The organism is Clostridium sp. N3C (assembly GCF_900095445.1).
In the GTDB taxonomy this organism is placed as follows: Bacteria; Bacillota; Clostridia; order Clostridiales; family Clostridiaceae; genus Clostridium_AU.
Map to the genome: position 1 here is coordinate 32970 of NZ_FMJL01000002.1, position 22093 is coordinate 55062.

Below are 22093 nucleotides of genomic sequence, written 5' to 3' on the forward strand. Positions count from 1 at the left end.
CTTTTTGTTTAGAAAATAAATGCATATTTTAGAGTATAATGGAAAATATATAAAGGCTAGAATCAATACCTGAGGTGATAGTGATCATCTCAGGTATGTTTATTTATAGACTAAATAAGACAAAAGTTGACAATGGGTTTAAAATTGAATATAATTATTAAAATAATCAAAGGATATTGATATGAATTTATATAACCATAGGTTGAGAAATGAGGGACGATAAAATTGAAAGTTGAATATATTAATCCTTTTATAGAGGCTAGTTTAGAAGTAATTAGTCAAACTACAAATATGAAACCTACTATTGGAAAAGTGTTTGTAAAAAATAATTCTTATAACGGTGACGGGGTTGTGATTTTTATTGGTTTAACTGGTAAAATTAATGGTAATGTGGTTCTTTCTTTATCTAAGAATTTGGCATTAAACATAGCTTCTGCAATGATGGGTGGGATGCCAGTAATTGAATTGGATGAAATATCAAAGAGTGCTATTGCTGAATTGGCTAATATGATCTTGGGAAATACTGCTAGTATTTTTTATAAAAATGGTATAGGCATAGATATAACGCCACCTACAGTTTTGACAGGAGAAAATATCAATCTTACTCCAACTAAGTCTGTGACAGTTTGTATACCGTTAAATTTTCAAGGTGGAGAATCTTTGGAAATTGATGTAAGTTATCAGAAAAATTAAAAGTGGCTGTTGCATAATTACTTAAATGAGGTGCCCCCAAAAAGTTAAACTTTTTGGGGGCACCTTAAAATTAATAGTTGTACAGCAGAACTTTTAATATTTAATTTAAATAAGTTTAACAAGTTCCTCAGCAACGTAAGCTGCATCTTCTAAAGTAAGGGTAGAGTAAAGAGGTAAAGTTATCTCGTTAGCATACTGAGCATAAGCGTTTGGATAGTCTTCTATTCTGTAGCCTAAGTTTTTGTATAAAGTCATCATAGGTAAAGGTATAAAATGAACGTTTGTAGCAATATCTTTTTCAGCTAATTTTTGAATTATTTCATTACGTTGAGATTCAGTAAAGTCTCTTAATCTTAATGTATATAGATGGTAACAGGTTTCAGTATCTTCTGTTTTACTTGGAGGAATGATAGCCCAGTCATATTTACCGAGAATTTCGTTATACACATTAAATAAAGCCTTTCTTTTTTCTATCATTTCATCATATCTTGTTAGTTGTACAAGGCCTATGGCTGCCATTATATCTGTCATATTAGATTTAAATCCATCTGTTACTATGTCGTATTTCCAGGCTCCTGCTTTCATTTTTGAAAGGGCATCCTTGGTTTGTCCTTGTAAGGAAGTATATTTAAATTCCTTATATAAGTCCTCTTTGCCTTTAAAATTATTATCATTGTAAGTTATGGAACCACCTTCAGCAGTGGTTAAGTTTTTTACAGCATGATAAGAAAATACATGAAAATCAAATTGACTACCTACCTTTTTACCTTTGTATTTAGCACCAAAAGAGTGAGCTGAATCGGAGATAAGTATGATATCTTCTCTGTTTTTAGCTTTAAGCACAGCCTTTACAGCATCATAATCTACTGGGTAACCAGCAATATCAACGGTAATAATAGCTTTAGTTTTTGGAGTTATAGCATGGTATATTTTTTCTTCATCAATATGAAAATGATCTTTTTTTACATCTACAAAAGTTGGTTTTATACCACGGTGAATTAAAACATTGGAGGTTGCAGCGTAAGTATAGGGTGTTGTAATTACTTCATCACCAACACCAACATTCATTACCTTTAGAATAAGTTCTAAACCTGCAGTAGCGCTGTTTAAAGCAACTCCATAATTAGCTTCACTATATTCAGCTAGTTTCTTTTCAAACTCGGCAGTCTTTGGACCGGAAGTAATCCAGCCAGATTTTAATACTTCAACCACCGCATCTATTTCTGCCTGTGTAATATCTGGTGGTGAAAAAGGAATTTTTTTATTAGTCATAACTTAACCTTCTTTCATTAAAATTATTATTTTTTGTAGAAGTTTCTAATGGTTTCACATACATATTCAACTTCCTCTTCCTTTAATTCAGGATAAATAGGAAGAGCAATAATAGATTGTGATACTTTCTCCGCTACAGGAAAATCACCTTTTTTATAGCCAAGATATTTAAAAGCTTTCTGTAAATGTAAAGGCATTGGATAGTAGATGCTGTAACCTATCTCATTTTTTGATAAGTATTCTGCAAGGCCATCTCTATTTTCTGCTAATATGTTAAAGACATAAAATACTTGCTTCTGATTTCCTTTTAACTTAGGCAATCGAATGTTTTCAAGATCTTTTAAACCTTCCATATATAAATGCGCAATTTGTTCTCTTTTCTTAATTGCTTCGTCAATATATTTAAGTTTAACGGATAGTATTGCTGCTTGTAGCGTATCTAGACGGGAATTATAACCAATATAGTCATAATGATATTTTTTGGATGCGCCATGCACCCTATAGCTCTTAGCAAGTTTTGCTAGTTCATCATTATTAGTTACTATCATTCCACCGTCACCATAGCCGCCTAGGGTTTTTGTAGGGAAAAAGGAGAAAACACCAAAATCCCCAATAGTTCCTGCATGATTATTTTGATTATCTTTACCATTCCAGCACATTCCAAAGGCTTCTGCGGCATCTTCTAACACTTTTAAGTCATACTTATTTGCTATATCCATTATTTTATCCATATTAGCCATTTGGTCAAATAGATGAATAGGTAATATTCCAACGGTGTTAGAAGATATTTTTTCTTCTATTTGATTTACATCTATAGAAAAGGTATCTTCATCGATATCTACAAAAACCGGCTTTCCCTTATGTTTAATAATGCAAGAGGCAGATGCTAGGAAAGTAAAAGGGGAGGTTATTACTTCTTTTCCATCCTTAAATCCTAGTATATCAGCGGCAATAACTAAAGCATCTGTACCAGAAGCAACACCTATTGCATGCTTTGCACCAGTGTAGCCTTCGATGCTTTTTTCAAAGTTGGCTACTTGATCTCCAAGGATAAAGTTTCCTTTTTCTATAACGGTCTGTATAGCTTTATTAAATTCATCTTTCTTCTCATTGTATTCTCTTTGAGAACTGTAAAAGTTAACCTTCATAATTCTATTCCTCCTGAACATCTTTATTTATATTAGGATTCTTTGCAACTAATACTTCAACGCCTTGCTGGCTAATCTTATCAATTTCTTCTGTGGAAGCTTCCCAATCTGTAATGAGAATATCTATATCCTGCAGATTAACTGTTTTGGTGAAGTATTCTGCTCCAACTTTATCAAAATTAGCTAAACATATTCGTTTGTGAGATATGGAAGCTACAGTTCTCTGAAAAATTGCACCCTCCGGTGTAGAACTGCTTAAACCCTGTTTGGCAGATATACCTCCTCCTGTTAAAAAGGAAGTATCAATCCGTAAATTTTTAATAAACTCAAGGGCAAAGGCGTCTACCATACCTTCTGGGTTTTTTACTTTGCCACAGACTATGTAGGTTTCTATATTATCAAAGTTTTTTAGCTTTTCTGCGATAGTAAGAGAATTAGTAATAATAGTATACTCCTTATCTCTAGGAAGATACTTGAGAAGTATATAATGAATACTAGCTCCACCAATAAAAATGGTATCGCCAGTTTCAATATAATTGGAAGCTAATTTGGCAACGGCATTTTGATGAATTGTTCCTTCTCCATATCTTATCTTATTTTCTATAGGGGACCTTCTAACCTTTGGAAGACATATAGCACCTCCGTGGGTTCTTTTTAGTAATCCCTTTTCCTCCATAAAGCTTAAATCTCTTCGAATAGTATCTATGGAAACTCCAAACTCTTCTGCTAGGTCTTTGGCTAACACTCGACCAAAGGTTTTAACCTTAGTTAGTATGGAATTTCTTCTTTCCTCAGCAAACATGAGTAGCTAACTCCTTTCAAATAAAGAGATACATGATTTTGCAATCATGCATTATTATCATATCACATATGTGCTGTTTTGTTAATGATTTTTTGCTTTATTATTCTGTTTTGTGATGTGTTTGGATTAATATTACATTTTAACTCTCAGTTCTTTTATGAATATGAAAAGGAAAATTGAAGATAATATTAAAGAAAACAATGGTAAAAGTACTAGATAAAAAATGATAGATATAATATAATTAAAATATAAATTATATTAAAATCATATTTGAAATAAAGGAGAGAATAATTATGAAAAAGTATGTATGTTTAGCTTGTGGATATATCTATGATCCAGCAGAAGGAGATCCAGATAATGGTGTAGCACCAGGAACAGCATGGGAGGATGTGCCAGAAGATTGGCTTTGCCCACTTTGCGGTGTAGGTAAGGATCAATTTGAACCAGCTGATGAATAAGAACATATAAAAAACAGCTTGTTATGCAAGCTGTTTTTTATATGCTAATTATTAGTAAGAAGTCTTTTTAGTGATCTTTTACTATCTATAAATTTCATTAATAATAATCCTAATATATATGCACATACAAATTCTCCCCAGCCAACTTGAAGCATACCTAAAGCTAGTGGAGCATCTATCAATACATGCAATTCTACTCCTACTACTAGCGCGTTTAAAATAACTGCTGGAAGAGGAATCAAAAATTTCTTGTATTTTAAATTGCTCTTTCCTATGAAATAAGTTATGGTAGCAGCTACAAGAGTTGTTAGTGAACCTAGAACTATATCTATTGGTCCTAAAGTACTCTGTAAATTACTCAAAATACAGCCAATAAAAAGGCCAATAATATAGATAGGTGAGTAAATTGGTAGGATAGTTAAAGCTTCTGCTAATCTATACTGCACATTTGAGTAACTCATAAAGGAAAACATTATGGTTAAACTGGCGTAAATTGCTGCAATCATAGCAGAAATGCAAAGCTGTTTAATAGATAGTTTCATTTTTTATACCTCCTTAGTTTTGTTTTAAGACAGGATGGTTTCGAACTGTCTACATTCTTTTTTAGAATGCTTGTTCATTATATCGAGTATTTTCATTTTAGTCAATAAAAAATTAGGATAAAATATGTTATACTTTGTCTTTTTATGAAGATTGATTTTTATTATTATGTTATAGTAATTGTATATATAATTTAGTAAAATAGTATAGTATATTAACTTATAAATATTGGAGATGACTATGGAGTATAATTTTTTTGATGCAAGAGATACAAGATTAGATAATGGATTAAGAATAATTACCGTTAAAAGAAACACAAGTATAGCTTCTTTACAATGTGGTATAAAGATTGGTGCTTTATACGAAGGGCCAGAGGAAAGGGGTATATCTCACTTTATAGAACATATGCTTTTTAAGGGGACTAAAAATAGAAGCAATCAAGTTCTAAATCAGGAATTGGAATTTTTGGGTGGGGAGTATAACGCTTATACAGATTATACTAACACCGTTTATAGCATAACAGTGCTTGAAGAAGAAATAAAAAATGCGGCTGCTTTATTAGCAGATATGCTTATAAACTCTACTTTTCCTGAGGATGAAATAATAAAAGAAAAGGGAGTTATACTGGCGGAGTATAATTCAATTAGTGATGATATTGAAGATTATAGCTTTAGAATGACAAATTATTATGGTTTTAAAGAAAGTCCTTTAAAGTATGATGTAATTGGTACAGCGGAAACTATAAGCAATTTTACTAGGAAACAGTTAAGAGACTTTTATTATAAGAACTATGTTCCTAATAATTGTGTTATAACCTTAGTTTCTTCTATGGAACATGAGCTGGCAATAGAAATGATGAAAGAGCAATTTGGCCATTGGAAAAGCAATATTATTGATAGATTAAATCCGATTATAGAAAAAAATATTAATATAAAGAAGACCACCTATAAGAGCAATATTGAGCAAAGCACTATAACATATCTTTATACTTTCTATAATTTAGATAAAAAGAAGGAATTAGCCTTAAGAATTCTAAATCATAGACTTGGTGAAAGTACAAATTCTATATTGTTTAGAGAGTTAAGAGAAAAGAGAGGCTTGGCTTACGATGTATATACTCACCTTGATACTACTAGGGAAATAAAGACTCTCTATATATATACAGCAGTACAAGAGTCGCTGATAAAAGAAACTATAGATGTTATAAATAATTGTATAGATCAAATAAAGATGGGCAGTATGGTAAATGATGACGATATGTTTGTTTTAATAAAGAAAGTTATGAAAACTTCAGTGGCGTCAACTTTAGAAGATTCTACGGATTTAGCTAATTATATTTTACATCAGTGCTTAGATGGAGAAAGTATATACGAATTTATAGATGATATGAAGAATATAGATAATCTTCATAAGGAAGAAATATATATGGTGGCCAAGGAAGTTTTTAATAATCCAACTATTCACATATTAAAACCAAAAAAGTGAAGAAGGTAGAAATATGGAAAATATTATTACAAAGGTTGAAGTTCAAAAAAATAACAAAAATAGAGTAAATGTATATGTTGATGATGAATATGCCTTTAGTTGTGATACGGAGCTTGTTTACAAGTATGATTTGAAAAAACAAAGGATAATTAATCTGGAAGAGCTTAAAGAGATCATCGCTGAGGATAATTATATGAAGGCTAAAAATGCAGCTCTAAAATATATAGAGAGAACCTATAAAACAGAAAAAGAAATGAAGGATAAATTGATTAACAAAGGATATGATGAAGCAACAATAAAAAGGGTAATAATTTTCTTAAAAGAGTACAATTTTTTAGATGACAGAAAATATGCAGAACTTTATATAAAAACTAAGCAAAAAAATGCAGGAAAAAATAAAATAAAGATAGATTTGTTAAAAAAAGGTGTAAGTCATAGTGTTATTGAAAGTGTAACTGAAAACTTAACAAGTGATTCCGAAGAAGAGAGTGCTCGAGTATTAGCAGAAAAAAAACACAAAACTATCATAAAAAGAGAAAGGGATAAAAGAAAAGTATATGAAAAATTGATAAGATTTTTAGTTAGTAAAGGATTTACTTGGGAACTGTCTAAATCTGTAATTAACAAATTAATGAATTATTCTATTGAAGACTAATGAAAGAGGTTAGTTTATGGAAGTAAATATCATGTCCATAATTCTTATTTTTTCTTTTATTTATCCTATTTTTTTAGGATTTTTGCAGAGGTTTTCTAGTGTTGAGTTGAAAAAAAGTATCATTTCAATTGAACTGGACATAGGTTCCATTTTAGCATTGTTTTTGGGACTATTTTTTTTGAAAAGGATTTTTTTTCAACATGATTTTGGTATTTATAAAAAAATTTATGAAATCTTCCCTAAAAATTTCATAAATTACATGGAGGCCAAGCCTTATTTATTGTATTTAATGGTTTTGCCAATGATGATTTTATTATTTTATGAAATAATAAAGAGTTTCTTTTACTTATTAAACATAACTATAATTTTTCCAGTGTTAGATGGTCTTGAAAGGTCGATACAGGGTAAAAGTAATTTTGTAAAGAGATTTTTATCTGCTACATTTCAAATTCCAAAATCTATATGTTATGTAATTGTATTAACGGTTATTTTTAATATATTGGTTTTTGCCAATATAAATAGTACACTTAATGACTATCTGTCAAGTTCAAAAATATATAATTATATTTGCAGAGATGTTATTGTACCTATTGCCAATTCAAAGGTGACAAGGCAAATTCCAAATATAATAAATAATTCCATGAAAATAGAAATCAAGGAGGCTTCTAAAAACGTAGCTGGAACTGATACTGTTATATATTATAACGGTATAACCTTAGAAGAAGGAGTCAAATCCAATTCAACTATAGATAATTTTGCTAGGAGTTTAGTAAGTAAAGCTCAAAATGATGATGAAAAAGCAAGAATATTGTACGAATGGATTGGAAGAAATATTGAATATGATGATGAAAAGGCTAAGAAAATTTTAAATAATGATTTTGAAGTTAAGTCAGGAGCAATTGCTGCTTTTACTGAAAGAAAAGGTATTTGCTTTGACTATTCTTGCTTGTATATTGCTATGTGTAGGGCAGTGGATTTAGATGTAAGATTGATTACCGGTGAAGGATTTAATGGTATAAGCTGGGTTAGTCATGCCTGGAATCAAGTATATGTAAATAATCAATGGGTTAATGTGGATACTACTTTTTATAAAGGTGGTAATTATTATAATAGCAGTAGATTTAATATAGATCATAGAAACGCTTCAGTAGAAGCGGAATGGAAATAATCCCTTTAGCGGGGATTTTTTTATACCCATCTATTATAAGCTTAATTGCTCTTTCACAATCTTTATCTGCATTATCTAAACTCCAGGCAGTGTTAAAATATATTAAAGCCTTTTTTCTATTTTTAAGCATAGCATAGCAGTAAGCTAAATTAAAAAAATATTTACTGTCTCTTTTTATTTGTATGGCTTTTTTTAAGAATGTTATGGCTTTTTCATATTCTTTTAATTTTATAAAACATACTCCTGCATTATAAAGAGAAGCGGACTCATTTTCTTTATATTCTATGGCTTTTTCGTATAATTCAATAGCTCTTTTATAGTTCTTTGTATTATAGTATTGATTTGCTTTTTCAAAATAACTCATAAAAATCCTCCTTGAATACATTACCAGTACTACCTTAATAATATATTCCTGCAAATAAACATATTACATATAAAGTATTGTCTAAGTTAAAAAAGAATATACTTGAAAACTGCAATAATTTATGCAATTGCAAATAAAAACGATAAAAATTATTTAATTCTACGTAAAATAAAGAAATTTGCCTTTTGAATATTTATGAAAAAGGAATAGACTAATTATATTAAATCTATCTTGCGCAAATATCACTTATATTAGACTTATACATATTGTTAGGGGTGGCTATATGGAAGAAAGAATTAAAAAAATCATAGAAATTGATAAGGAAGCTATTAATTATCAAAAGATTAAAAAAGAAATAGTAAAAGCTAAGAGGCAAGAGTTAGAAAAAGAAATAAGAGATACTATAGAAAAGAATGAAGAACTAATTGAAGCTGAAAAGCAAAAAATTCGCGAAGAAGAAATGGCTTCTGTAAAGGACGAAATATCCCAATTCAAAGAAAGGGCGGAAAAAAAGTTGCAGGAAGATAGAGATTTGTTTTCAAAAATTAAAGAGGAGCTGGAAGTCGCCGCCTTTAAGAAATTGATAGAAGATTTCCAGGAAGTATGATATGGGTAGAGTAGTTGATTTTGCTACAATTAATACAAAAATAAAAGCTATGGAGGGGTTTTGGTTAAAAAAATCCCAATATAAAGAGCTAGTAGAATGTAATAATTTTAGAGAAGCCCTTGTTTATCTTCGCGATAAGACAAAATATGGTGAAGTATTAAAGGAATACAATGTAGATGAACTACATAGAGGACAGTTAGAAATAATTTTAAAAAGACAATATATCAGCAACTTTACCAAACTTTCTCATTACCTAAGAAATGATTATAGAAAATTACTAAAAGTTATTTTTACTCGTTTCGAAGTAGAAGACATTAAGGTTATTATAAGGGGAAAGTTCATAGGTAAACTAAAGGAAGACTTAGAACAGCGAATTTCTCATAGGTGTTCTATGAGTACAATAAACTACGATGAGTTGTTGGAGGCCAGCAATGTGGCACAAGTTGTGGATAAGCTAAAAGGTACTATCTATTATAACTATATTTATAACTTAGTAGATAGCATTGAGGAAGATGGCTTGTTCAGAATTGAGATGGCTCTTGACTCTGTTTATTTTATTCAATTAAAAAGGTTTATAAAGAAGCTTCCTAAAGAAGATAAAGAAGTTGTTGAAAAGATTAATGGAATTCAGGCGGATCTCTTAAATATTCAGATGATTTATAGGGGGATAAAGTACTATAAATTGCCTTCAGAAATACTATTCAATTACGCTGTACAAGACGGGTGTAAGCTTAATAAAGAAGATTTAAAGAGGCTATGCTATAGTAAAAGTGTTGAGGACTTCTTTAATAGAATAAAAGGCACTGCCTATAAAGACATTTTTTATGCTAGTGATTTTGAAGATCACTTACTTGAAAAGGAGACACTATCTTTTCTCCAAAAAATGTACACTCGATATAAGTCTGAGGCTAAAATGAATATTTCTGTTATGCTCACTTATCTTGAATTATCTTTGATAGAGTATAGAAATATTGTAAGCATAGTTGAGAATAAGAGATATAGTCAGCACAATGATGAAATTATTAAGTATATTACTACCACAATGTAATCAGAGGGGTGAGGTAATGGCAATCGAGAAAATGATAATGTTAAATATAGTAGGTCATATCACTGATATTGACAAAGTATCAAAGTCATTGGTCTTATCTGGTTGTGTACAGCCAGTAGATGCAATGCAGGAGCTTAATACTACTGACTTTACTGTTAAAACTACAGAGGATAATTTAGAAGCACTACTTGATGTGTGCTATATTAGGCCTTATACCAGCTCAAGAAACCTTTCAGAATTGGAAAAGGCAATGGAAAAAATACGGAATATATGTCCTAAAGGATGGAGTAATAAAATTAAAGCAGAGGAATTAATAGATGATTATTCATCCCTCAGAGCTAGTATTATGAACCTAGAGGAAATTTTGGAGAAGAAGTATGAAGTATTGCAGAATAAAGTACAGGAAAAGGAGAAACTATTAGAAACTTTGAAGTACCTGCAATTTCTTAAAAATGTAGATATAACTTTTGAGGAATTAAACAATCTAAAATATATGGATTGTAGATTAATGAAGATTTCCTCTGAAAATATGCAAAAACTTAAGGACAACTATGAAAATATCCCTTCCATTGCTATTAGTATTTACGAACAAAAGGATTATCGTATAATAATGGCACTTACACCCTATTTGCTACTGCCGGAAGCGGATAGAATATATAATTCCTTGAATTGCGAAATCATTCCCCTCTCTGTAAAGGAAAAAGGTACTCCTAAAGAGTTAATACAGGCATTAAATTCAAGGCTTAATGAGATCAATATAGAAATAAAACAGTTGGAATTAGAATTTAACAAGCAAATAAATGATAATAAGAGACAGATTTTAATTCTTGAAAAGAGTTTGGAATTAGAAGTTAAAAGCAGTATTATAAAAGACCATATGGCTTGTACAAATGAGTTCTTTTATTTCTCTGGCTGGGTGCCAAAAAGCTTACTTGGAAAGGTTAAAAAGTCTATTGAATATTGCGAAGATAGATTAATTATTACAGAAAAGGAAGCTCATGAAGTAAGTAGTGATATAGTAGTACCAACGAGCATGAAGAATAACTTCATTGTGCGACCCTTTGAAAGTATGGTACACATGTATGCAGTACCTTCCTATGGGGAATTAGATCCTACACTTTTCTTAGGACTAAGCTACATGTTACTATTTGGTGCTATGTTTGGAGATGTTGGACAAGGTTTAGTATTTATTTTAGCCGGTATTTTCTTGGTTAAGAAGATGAGAAGGCCTAATCTTGGTGGTGTTATATTTAGATTAGGAATAAGTTCAACGATCTTTGGTTTCGCTTATGGTAGTATTTTTGGATTTGAGGAATTTCCAGAGTTTATTCATGAAGCCTTTGGCATAGAAGAAATGCCACACTTTTTCATTAGACCAATGGATAATATTATGGAAACACTTATATTTGGTGTGATTTTAGGTTGTATATTGTTAATTATAAGTTATATATTCAGCTTAATAAATCATTTCAAAAAGAAAGATTTGGAAAATGGCGTTTTTGGAAAAGAAGGATTAGTAGGTTTCATTTTCTTCTTGTCTCTATTAGGCTTTGTTGTAACTACATACTTTAAGATAAACCTTCTACCTAATGGCGTTTGGTTTGCTATTTTTGGAGTATCTTTGTTATTAATGTTAATCAAAGAACCTTTGGCAAATCTAATTTTAGGCAAAAGACCTTTATACAGTGAAGGGAAATCAGATTATTATGTAGAAGGTGGTTTTGGTATTATTGAAACCTTAATAAGCATGTTTTCTAACACCGTATCTTTCATAAGAGTAGGAGCCTTTGCTTTGAACCATGTAGGTTTATTTATGGCCTTTACTGCTTTAGCAAATATGATGAATGGCGCAGGTAGCGTATTCATGTATATATTAGGTAATGTTGTTATTTTAGGCTTAGAAGGATTAATAGTATTTATTCAAGGTTTAAGACTAGAATATTATGAACTTTTCAGCAAGTACTATGAAGGTGAAGGAGAAGTATTTGAAAGTGTTAAATTAATTGGAGTACTATAGATATTCTAACTTAAACCAATCTATTAAGTAGTCAAAAAAACTAATTTGAGTTTTTTTGGCTGTTTAATAGATTGGCGAAGGTGGACATCTATATAGAATAAATTTAAAAAATAATATATCATTGGAGGGATTATCATGACAATTATTGCAATTTTAACTTTTATTTTGGTGGTTAGTACAATAAGCTATGGACTTATTCAAAAGTCAAGAGAGGATATTCAAGGAAAGAAAAGCCTAAAAAAGGCTATGGGAATTAATCTTTCAATATTTATACCAATTATGTGTGGTGCTTTAATTTTACTAGTACCAGATGTTGTTAGAGCAGCAGGAGAATCTGGAGTTACTAATGGAGCTGGTTTAGGATATATTGCAGCAGCATTAAGTACTGGTTTAGCAACTATTGGTACAGGTGTTGCCGTAGGTTCCGTTGGTTCAGCAGCTTTAGGTGCTGTATCAGAAGATCCAAAGATGTTAGGTAAAACTTTGATATATGTTGGATTAGCAGAAGGTATTGCTATCTATGGTCTTATAATTTCTATCATGATTTTATCAAGCCTATAGGAGAATGCTTATGAAGAGCTTTTTAATCAGTGATAATGTTGATACAATGTTAGGTTTGAGGATTGCTGGAATTGATGGCATTGTTTTACATAGCAAAGATGAAATAGAGTATTTACTAGATAAACTTTTGGAAGATAAGGAAATTGGGATAATTCTATTGACAGAAAAAGCAGCCAGTGTAGTGCCTGAAAAGGTGACACAAATAAAATTGGCTAAGGAGCTTCCACTTATTATAGAAATACCGGATAGACATGGTAAAAGTAAAGATAAAGATGCCATTATGGGATATATTAGAGATTCCATAGGCCTAAAGATATGAGGTGATAGTATTGGCTACTACAATTGAAGAAAAATTGAAACTATTTACCAAAATTATTTACGATAAGATAGAAGAAGAAAATCAATCAGAGCTTGATAGTTTAGAAAAAGAGAGAGCTATAAAATTAGAAGAACTAAACAAAAGTCTAGAAAAAAGTAGAGAAGAAGAACTAAAAGAATTTCGTAAAAAGACAAAAGTTATGACAAAGGAACTATTAGCTGAAGAAAAAGCAAAGCAAAAACAAAAGGAATTAATCCTTCATCAGGGGATGATGAAGGAAGTTGAAAAAGGAGTTAAAGAGCGAGTAGATGCCTATGTAAAGACAGAAGAATACAGCAAAACTCTTTTAAACATAGTAAAGGCTGCTTTGCAAAAATTAGATAAGGGATCCTATACTTTATATTTAACACATAATGATTTAGAAAAGGTTAAAGAATCATTAATGAACTTTAGTAAGGAGCTTGACCTAAATCTGCAGTTACAGGAAACAGATATTTTAGGTGGCTTCATTATAGAAGATAGCGATAGGAAATATAGAATTGACCATACTTTAGAGAGTAAGTTCTTAGACTTAAAGGATTATGTAGGCATGAAGATAAATGAGAACTTTTATAGGGGATGATAAATATGGGAATGGAAACTACTGCTGATAGCAAGAAAATGGGTTATATTTATAGTATAAATGGTCCTGTAGTAATGGCAGATAACATGACAGGTTTTGCCATGAGAGAAATGGTTATGGTAGGTAATAAAAAGCTAATCGGTGAAATAATCATTCTCGAAGGAGATAGGGCTACTATACAGGTTTATGAAGAAACCGCTGGTTTAAAGGCTGGAGAACCTATAATTTCTACTGGAAGTCCTTTAAGTGTAAAACTTGGACCAGGTATTATGGGAAATATTTTTGATGGTATTGAAAGACCATTGAATAAAATTAACGAGCTTTCTGAAGGATTTATTCCTGAAGGTATAGGATTATTATCAATAGATGAAGATAAACTTTGGAAAACAGAAGTTTTAGTAAAAGAAGGACAATATCTTAAGGCTGGGGATATATATGCTCAGGTTCAAGAGACACCTCTTATTATGCATAAGATTATGGTACCTCCAGGTGTAGAAGGAACAGTTGTTAAAACTCTACCTAATGGGGAGTATAACATTAATACTGCAGTGGTAATCTTGGAAACTAAGAACGGAAACAAGGATTTGCCCCTATATCAAGAATGGCCTGTTAGAGTACCAAGACCGGTAAAACGTAGGAAACCTATATCCATACCTTTAGTAACTGGACAAAGAGTACTTGATACCTTTTTCCCATTGGCAAAGGGTGGAACAGTAGCGATTCCTGGAGGTTTCGGAACAGGAAAAACAATGACTCAGCACCAGTTAGCAAAGTGGTCTGACGCAGATGTAATTGTATATATAGGCTGTGGTGAAAGAGGAAATGAAATGACAGAAGTTTTGGAGGATTTTCCAAAACTTATAGATCCAAAGACGAATTTAGCTCTTATGAATAGAACAGTATTGATAGCTAACACTTCCAATATGCCAGTTGCAGCGAGAGAAGCAAGTATCTATACTGGTATTACTATAGCAGAATACTATAGAGATATGGGACTTCATGTAGCAATTATGGCAGACTCAACTTCTAGATGGGCTGAAGCTTTAAGAGAAATTTCTGGTAGACTAGAAGAAATGCCTGCAGAAGAAGGATATCCAGCTTATTTAGCATCAAGACTTGCTGAGTTCTATGAAAGAGCTGGTTATGTAGAGAATTTGAATGATTCAGAGGGATCCATAACAGTAATCGGTGCAGTATCTCCAGCCGGTGGAGACTTTTCTGAGCCTGTTACTCAAAATACAAAAAGATTCGTTAGTGCCTTTTTAGGTTTGGATAAAAAATTAGCTTATGCTAGACATTATCCAGCAATTAATTGGCTTTCTAGTTACAGTGGTTACATACCTATGCTAGAGAACTGGTATGAGGAAAATGTAGCTAGGGATATGATACCATTAAGAAATAAAATGATGAGAGTTTTATCAGAAGAAAGCAAACTTCAGGAAATAGTAAAGTTGGTTGGAGAAGATGTGCTGCCAGATGATCAAAGACTTATACTAGAGACAGCCAATATAATTAAGGTTGCTTTCTTGCAGCAAAATGCTTATCATTCACAGGATACCTATGTGCCATTAAATAAGCAGTATAGAATGTTGAAAGTTGTTGAAAAGTTTTATGATCTTGCCAATATAAGCGTTAAGAAAGGTGTGCCTATAACAAAAATAAAAGATAGAGCACTACTTGAAGATATATTAAAGATGAAATACAATGTACCAAATGATGATCTAACTAAATTAGACGAGTTAGAAGCAAAAATAGAAAATTATTTTGAAGAACTTGATGCTAAGTACAAATAGGGGGGGATTAAGTTGAAAAAAGAATATTTAGTTTTAGACAAGGTAAAAGGCCCTCTTGTTATACTTTCTGGAATAGAAGATGCAGCTTATGATGAGATAGTAGATATTGTGGTTGAAGGCAAGGAAAGAAAGAAAGGTAGAGTAGTTAGCATATATGGTGATACGGTAGTTGTTCAAGTTTTTGAGGCTACAACCGGAATGTCTGTTGATAATACTGCTGTAACCTTTACTGCAAGGCCACTAGAAATTCCTTTGAATAAAAACATATTAGGTAGAGAGTTTAATGGTATAGGAGAACCTATAGATGGTAATGGAAAAATTTATAGTGATAGGAAGTATAATATTAATGGAAGACCTATGAATCCAGTTGCAAGAATGTATCCTAGAAATTTCATTCAAACTGGTATATCATCTATAGATTGCTTGACTACATTAATTAGAGGACAAAAGCTTCCTATATTTACTGGTAACGGTATGCCTCATAATGAATTGGCTTCACAAATAATTAGACAGGCAACAATTAGTGGAGATGAAAATGATAATTTCGCTATAGTCTTTGCAGCTATGGGTTTAAAACATGACGATGCAGACTACTTTAGAAAGAGTTTCCAACAAGCAGGGGTGCAGGATAGAGTTGTTACTTTCATGAATTTAGCGGATGACCCTATAGTTGAAAGAATCACAACACCTAGATGTGCTCTTACTGCTGCTGAATATCTTGCTTTTGAAGAAGGTATGCATATACTAGTTATAATGAATGACTTAACAAACTACTGTGAAGCATTAAGAGAAATTTCTTCTCTAAAGGAAGAAGTACCAAGTAGAAAAGGATATCCAGGTTACCTATATTCAGATTTGGCTTCTTTATATGAAAGAGCAGGTATGATGAAAAATAAAAAGGGAAGTATCACTCAAATACCTATTGTATCAATGCCTAATGATGATATTACACATCCTATTCCTGACTTAACAGGATTTATAACAGAAGGACAAATAGTTTTAAATAGAAGTATTAATCAAAAAGATATTTATCCTCCTGTTGATATTTTACCTTCCTTATCTAGACTTATGAAGGATGGTATAGGTGAAGGTTATACAAGAGAAGACCATGCTGATGTTGGAAATCAAATTTTTGCAGCATACTCTAAGGTGCAGGAAATAATTTCATTGGCACAGGTTATTGGCGAAGACGAACTTTCGGATATAGATAAGCTATATATGAAATTTGGTGAAGAATTTGAGAATAAATTCTTAAAGCAGGATTATAATGACAATAGAAGCATAGAAGAAACTTTAAACCTAGCATGGAAAGTATTATCTATTCTTCCCAAGAACGAATTAGACAGAGTTAGTCCGGAAATCTTAGATAAATATTATGTAGAATAATTAACCACAGAAGACATAGAAAACACTAGTTGTTTTCTGTCTTCTGTGTTAATATTTAACGGAAGGAGGCTGTAGAATGGATAATGTAGCACCAACCAAATCTAATCTTATAAATGCACAAAATTCCTTGCAGTTTTCTAAAATGGGTTTTGAATTGCTGGATAAGAAAAGAAATGTACTTATTAGGGAAATGATGTCTTATGTAGATAGAGCAGAAGAACTTCAAAAACGAGTTACCCAAGTTTTTAGTGATGCTTACGATGCTATTAGAAAGGCTAATATAAGCATGGGTATAACCAATGTTGAAGATATAGCTTTGGCCATATCTAAAGAGAAAGACTATGATATTGTATTTAAAAGTGTAATGGGTGTAGAAATACCACATATTATATATGAAAAGAAAGACATATCACCAGAGTACGGTTTTTATCATAGCAATTCAGCTATGGATGTAGCTTATAAAAAATTTAGTGAAGTAAAATATTTAATTTATGAATTAGCAGAAGTAGAAAATGCCATCTTTAGGTTGGCTAAAGAGATAAAGAAAACTCAAAAAAGAGCTAATGCTTTAGATAATATTCAAATTCCTAAATATCAAGCACTAGTTAAGTCCATAGGAGAAGTATTGGAAGAAAAAGAAAGAGAAGATTTCTTTAGATTGAAAGTTGTAAAAAATAATAAAGATCGTAAATAGTTAATATTGGCAGTTTTTATTTTATATAGATAAAATGCTGCCTTTTATTTATTCAGAGCAATAAAAAAGAGTTCATTGACTTGATTAATCTTTGATGTTAGAATTTGCTAAGAAAAGCTTTTGTTTTATTTAAATGAGTAAATGGAGTTGATTAGATGAGGGAAACTTATCATTTGGGGATGGATGTAGGATCAACTACAGTCAAAATGGTAGTTTTGGACAAGAACAGTAAATTGGTATTTAGCGATTATAGACGTCATTATTCCGATATCAAAAAACCATTGTAGAGTTATTTCAAGAAACATACAAAAAAATACCGGATAGCCATATTACTATGATGGTTACAGGTTCAGGGGGTATGTCTGTTTCAAATTGGATGAATATACCTTTCATACAGGAGGTTATAGCTTGTACTCACACGGTTGAAACATACATTCCTCAAACTGACGTCGCCATAGAATTAGGAGGAGAAGATGCAAAGATAACCTATTTTACTGGCGGATTAGAACAAAGAATGAATGGAACCTGTGCAGGAGGTACTGGAGCATTTATAGATCAAATGGCTGGTCTTTTACAGACAGATGCTTCCGGTTTGAATGAATTGGCTAAGTCCTTTAAAGTTATCTATCCAATAGCCTCTAGATGTGGTGTATTTGCTAAAACAGATATTCAGCCTTTAATTAATGAAGGGGCTGCTAAGGAAGATATTGCTGCTTCTGTTTTTCAATCAGTAGTTAATCAGACAATAAGTGGACTTGCTTGCGGAAAACCAATTAGAGGAAATGTGGCTTTTCTAGGAGGACCTTTATACTTTTTATCAGAACTTAGAAAAAGATTTATTGAAACCTTACAGTTAACAGAAGAGCAAATTATATTTCCAGAGAATTCTCAGCTTTTTGTTGCTATGGGAGCAGCACTTAAATCTCAAGAGTTACCTAAAATTGAATTTTCAGAGTTAATGGATAGATTAAAAAATATTCATGAAGAAAATTCTGTGGAAATACAAAGACTAAGACCTTTATTTATAAATAAGGCTGAGTATGATGAGTTTATAGAAAGACATAAAAAGAATAAGGTAGCTAAAGAGGATTTAACTAGCTATTCAGGAAGAGCATATATAGGTATAGATGCCGGTTCTACTACTACAAAGATGGCGCTAATTGGAGAAAATGGACAACTTTTGTATTCCTATTATGGAAGTAATCAAGGTAGTCCTTTGCAGCAGGTAATATATATTTTAAAAGAATTATATGAACAGTTACCGGAAAATGTTATCATTGCAAATTCTTGTGTAACTGGTTATGGAGAAGCACTGATTAAAGAAGCTTTAAAGCTTGACCTTGGTGAGATAGAAACTATAGCGCATTATAAGGCTGCAGCCTTTTTCCAACCGGAGGTAGATTTTATTTTAGACATTGGCGGACAAGATATGAAATGTCTAAGAATAAAAGATGGTGTTATTGATAGTATATTACTTAATGAGGCATGTTCTTCTGGATGTGGTTCTTTCATAGAGACCTTCGCCCATTCATTAAATATGTCTGTGCAAGATTTTGCAAAGGAAGCTATTAAAGCAGAATATCCTGTAGACTTAGGTTCAAGGTGTACTGTATTTATGAATTCTAGGGTTAAGCAGGCTCAAAAGGAAGGTGCTTCTGTAGGCGATATATCTGCTGGATTAGCATATTCTGTTATAAAAAATGCCCTTCAGAAGGTAATAAAAGTACGGGATCCTAAGGATTTGGGGAAAAATATCATTGTACAAGGTGGTACCTTCTACAATGATTCCGTATTAAGAAGTTTTGAGTTGGTAGCAGAAAGAGAAGCAATAAGGCCAGATATAGCTGGACTTATGGGAGCTTTTGGAGCAGCTCTTATTGCTAGAGAGAGAGCAGAAGAAGGAAAAATTAGTACGATTCTAGGCAAGGAGCAGATTAAAGAATTTATTTATGATACCACTATGAGACGTTGTGGATTGTGTGGCAATAATTGTTTGCTAACCATTAATAAGTTTAATGATGGTGGTGAATTTATATCTGGTAACCGATGTGAACGAGGATTAGGAATAAGCAGTAAAAAAGGGGAAGCAATACCAAACCTTTATGATTATAAATATAAGAGGCTTTTCCAATATAAACCTTTAAGCAAAGAAGAAGCAACTAGAGGTGTGGTAGGAATACCAAGAGTTCTTAATATGTATGAGAATTATCCCTTTTGGTTTACTTTCTTTACAAAATTAGGATTTAGAGTAGAGCTATCTCAAAGATCTTCTAAAAAGGTTTATGAAATGGGTATTGAAACCATACCATCAGAATCAGTATGTTATCCAGGTAAAATTGTACATGGACATATAATGAGTCTTATTAATAAGGGTGTTAACTTTATTTTCTATCCATCTATTCCTTATGAAAAGAAGGAGGATCCAAAGGCAGATAATCATTATAATTGCCCAATTGTAACCTCCTATCCAGAAGTTATAAGAAATAACATGGATATATTAAATGAAAAAAATATATTATTTATGAATCCTTTCCTTTCATTAAACAATAAAGAGAAACTGAAGAAAAGATTATTTGAAGAACTAAATGGCTTTAATATTTCAAAAGATGAAATTAATATGGCAGTAGAAGCTGCATGGCAGGAAAGGCTTAACTTCGAAAAGGATATTCGCAAGAAAGGAGAAGAAGTCTTATCCTATATAAAGGAAAAGGGCATTAAAGGAATAGTGCTTAGTGGACGTCCTTATCATGTGGACCCAGAGATAAATCACGGTATTCCAAATATAATTACAGGCTTTAATATGGCAGTATTAACGGAGGATTCTATTGCTCATTTAGCAGAGGTACAAAGACCATTAAGAGTTGTAGACCAATGGGTTTATCATTCTAGATTATATAGAGCAGCTTCTTTTGTAGCAAAACAGGATAACCTAGAATTAGTTCAGCTAAATTCCTTTGGTTGTGGATTAGATGCGGTAACTACAGATCAAGTACAGGAGATTTTGCAAAAAGAAGGGAAAATATATACTACCCTTAAAATAGACGAAGGAAATAATTTAGGAGCTGCTAGAATAAGAATAAGATCCTTAAAAGCTGCTATAGAAGAAAGAGATAGAAATAACTATATAAGAAAGCCACAAGAATCAAAATATAAGAGAATACTTTTCACAAAGGAAATGAGAAAAAACCATACAATACTAGCACCGGAAATGTCACCTATACATTTTCAGTTCCTAGAAGTTGCCTTTAGGCATTCAGGTTATAATGTAGTGGTTCTACCTTCCAAGGATAAAGGTGCTGTTGATGTAGGACTTAAGTATGTTAATAACGATGCCTGCTATCCATCTATAATTGTAGTAGGACAAATTATAGAGGCTCTTCAGTCTGGTAAATACGATGTAAATAATACATCTGTAATTATTACCCAAACTGGAGGTGGTTGTAGAGCAACCAACTATATTGGTTTCTTAAGAAAGGCATTGGTAGAAGCAGGTTATCCACAAGTACCAGTTATATCATTAAATGCAGCGGGCTTAGAAAGTAACCCAGGCTTTAAAATTTCCTATGGCCTATTAAATAGAGCTCTTATTGCTTTGGTTTACGGCGATTTATTAATGAGAGTTCTATATAGGGTAAGACCTTATGAAAAAATTAAAGGTTCTGCAAATGCCCTTTATGAAAGCTGGGTAGAAAAATGTAAGGAGTCTGTAATTAGCGGTAGTCATAAAACCTTTAAAAAGAATATTTATAATATAGTTAAAGACTTTGATAATCTAGAATTAAGAGACATTAAGAAGCCGCGGGTTGGTTTGGTAGGTGAGATATTAGTAAAATTCCACCCAACCGCTAATAATGACGTAGTTAATGTTGTTGAGAGTGAAGGTGCAGAGGCAGTTATGCCGGATTTGATAGACTTTTTCCTTTACTGTGCTTATGATGCAGATTATAAATATAAGTTTTTGGAAGGAACTAAAAAGGGACAGCTTGGAGGTAAACTTGTAATTAAGGTTATTGAATTCTATAGAAGACATATGAGAGAGGCCTTAGAGCAGAGCAAGCGTTTCCATCCACCAGAAACTATAGAAAGATTGGCAGAGAGAGCTTCTAAGATTTTATCCTTGGGAAATCAAACCGGTGAAGGTTGGTTCTTAACTGCTGAGATGATAGAACTTATTGAAAGTGGTACTGAAAATATTATTTGTATGCAGCCTTTTGCTTGTTTGCCTAATCACGTTACAGGAAAAGGAATGGTAAAGGCCTTAAAGGCACAATATCCAATGGCTAATATAACTGCTATAGATTACGATCCAGGTGCTAGCGAAGTTAACCAATTAAATAGAATTAAGCTTATGATGGCTGCAGCCTTTAAAAATCTTGAGTCCAGAACAAGTGAGCTGGAACAGGAAAGGATAGCTATGGAAGAAGCAGCTGGTAGTAAGGCATAGTGAGGCCCTTGACATTA

The 22093-nt window shown here is 32.0% G+C and carries 19 protein-coding genes and 1 pseudogene; 15 read left to right on the forward strand and 5 right to left on the reverse strand.

Annotated elements, in window-relative coordinates; all coding sequences use genetic code 11:
- The first annotated feature begins 225 nt into the window (after positions 1-225).
- Positions 226-693: a chemotaxis protein CheX gene (locus tag N3C_RS00915; protein ID WP_074364186.1), complete on the forward strand. Its 468-nt coding sequence runs from the start codon at positions 226-228 to the stop codon at positions 691-693.
- 105 nt (positions 694-798) lie between these two features.
- On the opposite strand, the gene N3C_RS00920 is transcribed toward N3C_RS00915, so the two are convergent.
- From N3C_RS00920 to N3C_RS00930, 3 genes are read right to left on the reverse strand one after another with little or no spacing between them, the layout of a single operon-like run.
- A complete protein-coding gene (locus N3C_RS00920; RefSeq protein WP_074364187.1) occupies positions 799-1965 on the reverse strand; it encodes a DegT/DnrJ/EryC1/StrS family aminotransferase in 1167 nt (388 codons plus the stop codon).
- 26 nt (positions 1966-1991) lie between these two features.
- A complete protein-coding gene (locus tag N3C_RS00925) occupies positions 1992-3113 on the reverse strand; it encodes a DegT/DnrJ/EryC1/StrS family aminotransferase (RefSeq protein ID WP_074364188.1) in 1122 nt (373 codons plus the stop codon).
- Positions 3114-3117: 4 nt separating this feature from the next.
- On the reverse strand, positions 3118-3915 hold the full coding sequence (locus N3C_RS00930) for a DeoR/GlpR family DNA-binding transcription regulator (RefSeq protein WP_074364189.1): 798 nt from the start codon (positions 3913-3915) through the stop codon (positions 3118-3120).
- A gap of 293 nt (positions 3916-4208) precedes the next feature.
- On the opposite strand from N3C_RS00930, the gene rd reads away from it, so the two are divergent.
- On the forward strand, positions 4209-4373 hold the full coding sequence (rd, locus tag N3C_RS00935; protein ID WP_074364190.1) for a rubredoxin: 165 nt from the start codon (positions 4209-4211) through the stop codon (positions 4371-4373).
- A gap of 44 nt (positions 4374-4417) precedes the next feature.
- On the opposite strand, the gene N3C_RS00940 is transcribed toward rd, so the two are convergent.
- Positions 4418-4915, reverse strand: coding sequence for a QueT transporter family protein (locus N3C_RS00940; RefSeq protein ID WP_074364191.1), 498 nt, complete (start codon positions 4913-4915; stop codon positions 4418-4420).
- A gap of 238 nt (positions 4916-5153) precedes the next feature.
- On the opposite strand from N3C_RS00940, the gene N3C_RS00945 reads away from it, so the two are divergent.
- The 3 genes from N3C_RS00945 to N3C_RS00955 are packed head-to-tail and all read left to right on the forward strand — an operon-like array spanning position 5154 to position 8221.
- Complete coding sequence (locus tag N3C_RS00945; protein WP_074364192.1) at positions 5154-6398, forward strand: M16 family metallopeptidase; 1245 nt, start codon at positions 5154-5156, stop codon at positions 6396-6398.
- Positions 6399-6411: 13 nt separating this feature from the next.
- On the forward strand, positions 6412-7053 hold the full coding sequence (recX, locus tag N3C_RS00950; RefSeq protein ID WP_074364193.1) for a recombination regulator RecX: 642 nt from the start codon (positions 6412-6414) through the stop codon (positions 7051-7053).
- Positions 7054-7069: 16 nt separating this feature from the next.
- Positions 7070-8221 (forward strand): transglutaminase domain-containing protein, encoded by a 1152-nt coding sequence (locus N3C_RS00955; RefSeq protein ID WP_074364194.1) that lies wholly within the window; start codon positions 7070-7072, stop codon positions 8219-8221.
- On the opposite strand, the gene N3C_RS00960 is transcribed toward N3C_RS00955, so the two are convergent.
- The gene (locus N3C_RS00960; RefSeq protein ID WP_083604377.1) at positions 8175-8585 is read right to left on the reverse strand and encodes a tetratricopeptide repeat protein; all 411 of its coding nucleotides are present in this window, start codon (positions 8583-8585) and stop codon (positions 8175-8177) included. The two genes, N3C_RS00955 and N3C_RS00960, sit on opposite strands and share 47 nt — an antisense overlap.
- A gap of 283 nt (positions 8586-8868) precedes the next feature.
- Between N3C_RS00960 and N3C_RS00965 the strand changes: the two genes are divergently transcribed.
- The 10 genes and pseudogenes from N3C_RS00965 (at position 8869) to N3C_RS01010 (ending at position 22076) form a co-directional block, all read left to right on the forward strand.
- A complete protein-coding gene (locus tag N3C_RS00965) occupies positions 8869-9192 on the forward strand; it encodes a hypothetical protein (RefSeq protein WP_074364195.1) in 324 nt (107 codons plus the stop codon).
- Position 9193: 1 nt separating this feature from the next.
- Entirely contained in the window at positions 9194-10240 is a 1047-nt protein-coding gene (locus N3C_RS00970; protein WP_074364196.1) for a V-type ATPase subunit, read from the forward strand.
- A 16-nt stretch (positions 10241-10256) separates the two neighbouring features.
- On the forward strand, positions 10257-12257 hold the full coding sequence (locus N3C_RS00975) for a V-type ATP synthase subunit I (protein WP_178377746.1): 2001 nt from the start codon (positions 10257-10259) through the stop codon (positions 12255-12257).
- A gap of 135 nt (positions 12258-12392) precedes the next feature.
- On the forward strand, positions 12393-12818 hold the full coding sequence (locus N3C_RS00980) for an ATP synthase subunit C (protein ID WP_074364198.1): 426 nt from the start codon (positions 12393-12395) through the stop codon (positions 12816-12818).
- Between the two features lie 10 nt (positions 12819-12828).
- Positions 12829-13137, forward strand: a complete 309-nt coding sequence (locus N3C_RS00985; RefSeq protein WP_074364199.1) for a V-type ATP synthase subunit F — start codon at positions 12829-12831, stop codon at positions 13135-13137.
- A 10-nt stretch (positions 13138-13147) separates the two neighbouring features.
- On the forward strand, positions 13148-13759 hold the full coding sequence (locus N3C_RS00990; protein ID WP_074364200.1) for a V-type ATP synthase subunit E: 612 nt from the start codon (positions 13148-13150) through the stop codon (positions 13757-13759).
- 11 nt (positions 13760-13770) lie between these two features.
- Positions 13771-15552 (forward strand): V-type ATP synthase subunit A, encoded by a 1782-nt coding sequence (locus N3C_RS00995; protein ID WP_207648603.1) that lies wholly within the window; start codon positions 13771-13773, stop codon positions 15550-15552.
- 12 nt (positions 15553-15564) lie between these two features.
- Entirely contained in the window at positions 15565-16938 is a 1374-nt protein-coding gene (locus N3C_RS01000; protein WP_074364201.1) for a V-type ATP synthase subunit B, read from the forward strand.
- Between the two features lie 76 nt (positions 16939-17014).
- On the forward strand, positions 17015-17632 hold the full coding sequence (locus N3C_RS01005; protein WP_074364202.1) for a V-type ATP synthase subunit D: 618 nt from the start codon (positions 17015-17017) through the stop codon (positions 17630-17632).
- Positions 17633-17787: 155 nt separating this feature from the next.
- Positions 17788-22076, forward strand: a pseudogene (locus tag N3C_RS01010) (acyl-CoA dehydratase activase-related protein).
- Positions 22077-22093 lie beyond the last annotated feature (17 nt).

Excerpts from the sequence above, each read along its gene's own strand:
- N3C_RS00975 (WP_178377746.1), top strand. The coding sequence starts at position 10,257 with ATGGCAATCGAGAAAATGATAATGTTAAATATAGTAGGTCATATCACT.
- N3C_RS00920 (WP_074364187.1), bottom strand. The coding sequence starts at position 1,965 with ATGACTAATAAAAAAATTCCTTTTTCACCACCAGATATTACACAGGCA.
- N3C_RS00925 (WP_074364188.1), bottom strand. The coding sequence starts at position 3,113 with ATGAAGGTTAACTTTTACAGTTCTCAAAGAGAATACAATGAGAAGAAA.
- N3C_RS00945 (WP_074364192.1), top strand. The coding sequence starts at position 5,154 with ATGGAGTATAATTTTTTTGATGCAAGAGATACAAGATTAGATAATGGA.
- N3C_RS00980 (WP_074364198.1), top strand. The coding sequence starts at position 12,393 with ATGACAATTATTGCAATTTTAACTTTTATTTTGGTGGTTAGTACAATA.
- N3C_RS00970 (WP_074364196.1), top strand. The coding sequence starts at position 9,194 with ATGGGTAGAGTAGTTGATTTTGCTACAATTAATACAAAAATAAAAGCT.
- N3C_RS00940 (WP_074364191.1), bottom strand. The coding sequence starts at position 4,915 with ATGAAACTATCTATTAAACAGCTTTGCATTTCTGCTATGATTGCAGCA.
- N3C_RS00930 (WP_074364189.1), bottom strand. The coding sequence starts at position 3,915 with ATGTTTGCTGAGGAAAGAAGAAATTCCATACTAACTAAGGTTAAAACC.
- N3C_RS01005 (WP_074364202.1), top strand. The coding sequence starts at position 17,015 with ATGGATAATGTAGCACCAACCAAATCTAATCTTATAAATGCACAAAAT.
- N3C_RS00995 (WP_207648603.1), top strand. The coding sequence starts at position 13,771 with ATGGAAACTACTGCTGATAGCAAGAAAATGGGTTATATTTATAGTATA.
- N3C_RS00960 (WP_083604377.1), bottom strand. The coding sequence starts at position 8,585 with ATGAGTTATTTTGAAAAAGCAAATCAATACTATAATACAAAGAACTAT.
- N3C_RS00955 (WP_074364194.1), top strand. The coding sequence starts at position 7,070 with ATGGAAGTAAATATCATGTCCATAATTCTTATTTTTTCTTTTATTTAT.
- rd (WP_074364190.1), top strand. The coding sequence starts at position 4,209 with ATGAAAAAGTATGTATGTTTAGCTTGTGGATATATCTATGATCCAGCA.
- N3C_RS00985 (WP_074364199.1), top strand. The coding sequence starts at position 12,829 with ATGAAGAGCTTTTTAATCAGTGATAATGTTGATACAATGTTAGGTTTG.
- recX (WP_074364193.1), top strand. The coding sequence starts at position 6,412 with ATGGAAAATATTATTACAAAGGTTGAAGTTCAAAAAAATAACAAAAAT.
- N3C_RS00965 (WP_074364195.1), top strand. The coding sequence starts at position 8,869 with ATGGAAGAAAGAATTAAAAAAATCATAGAAATTGATAAGGAAGCTATT.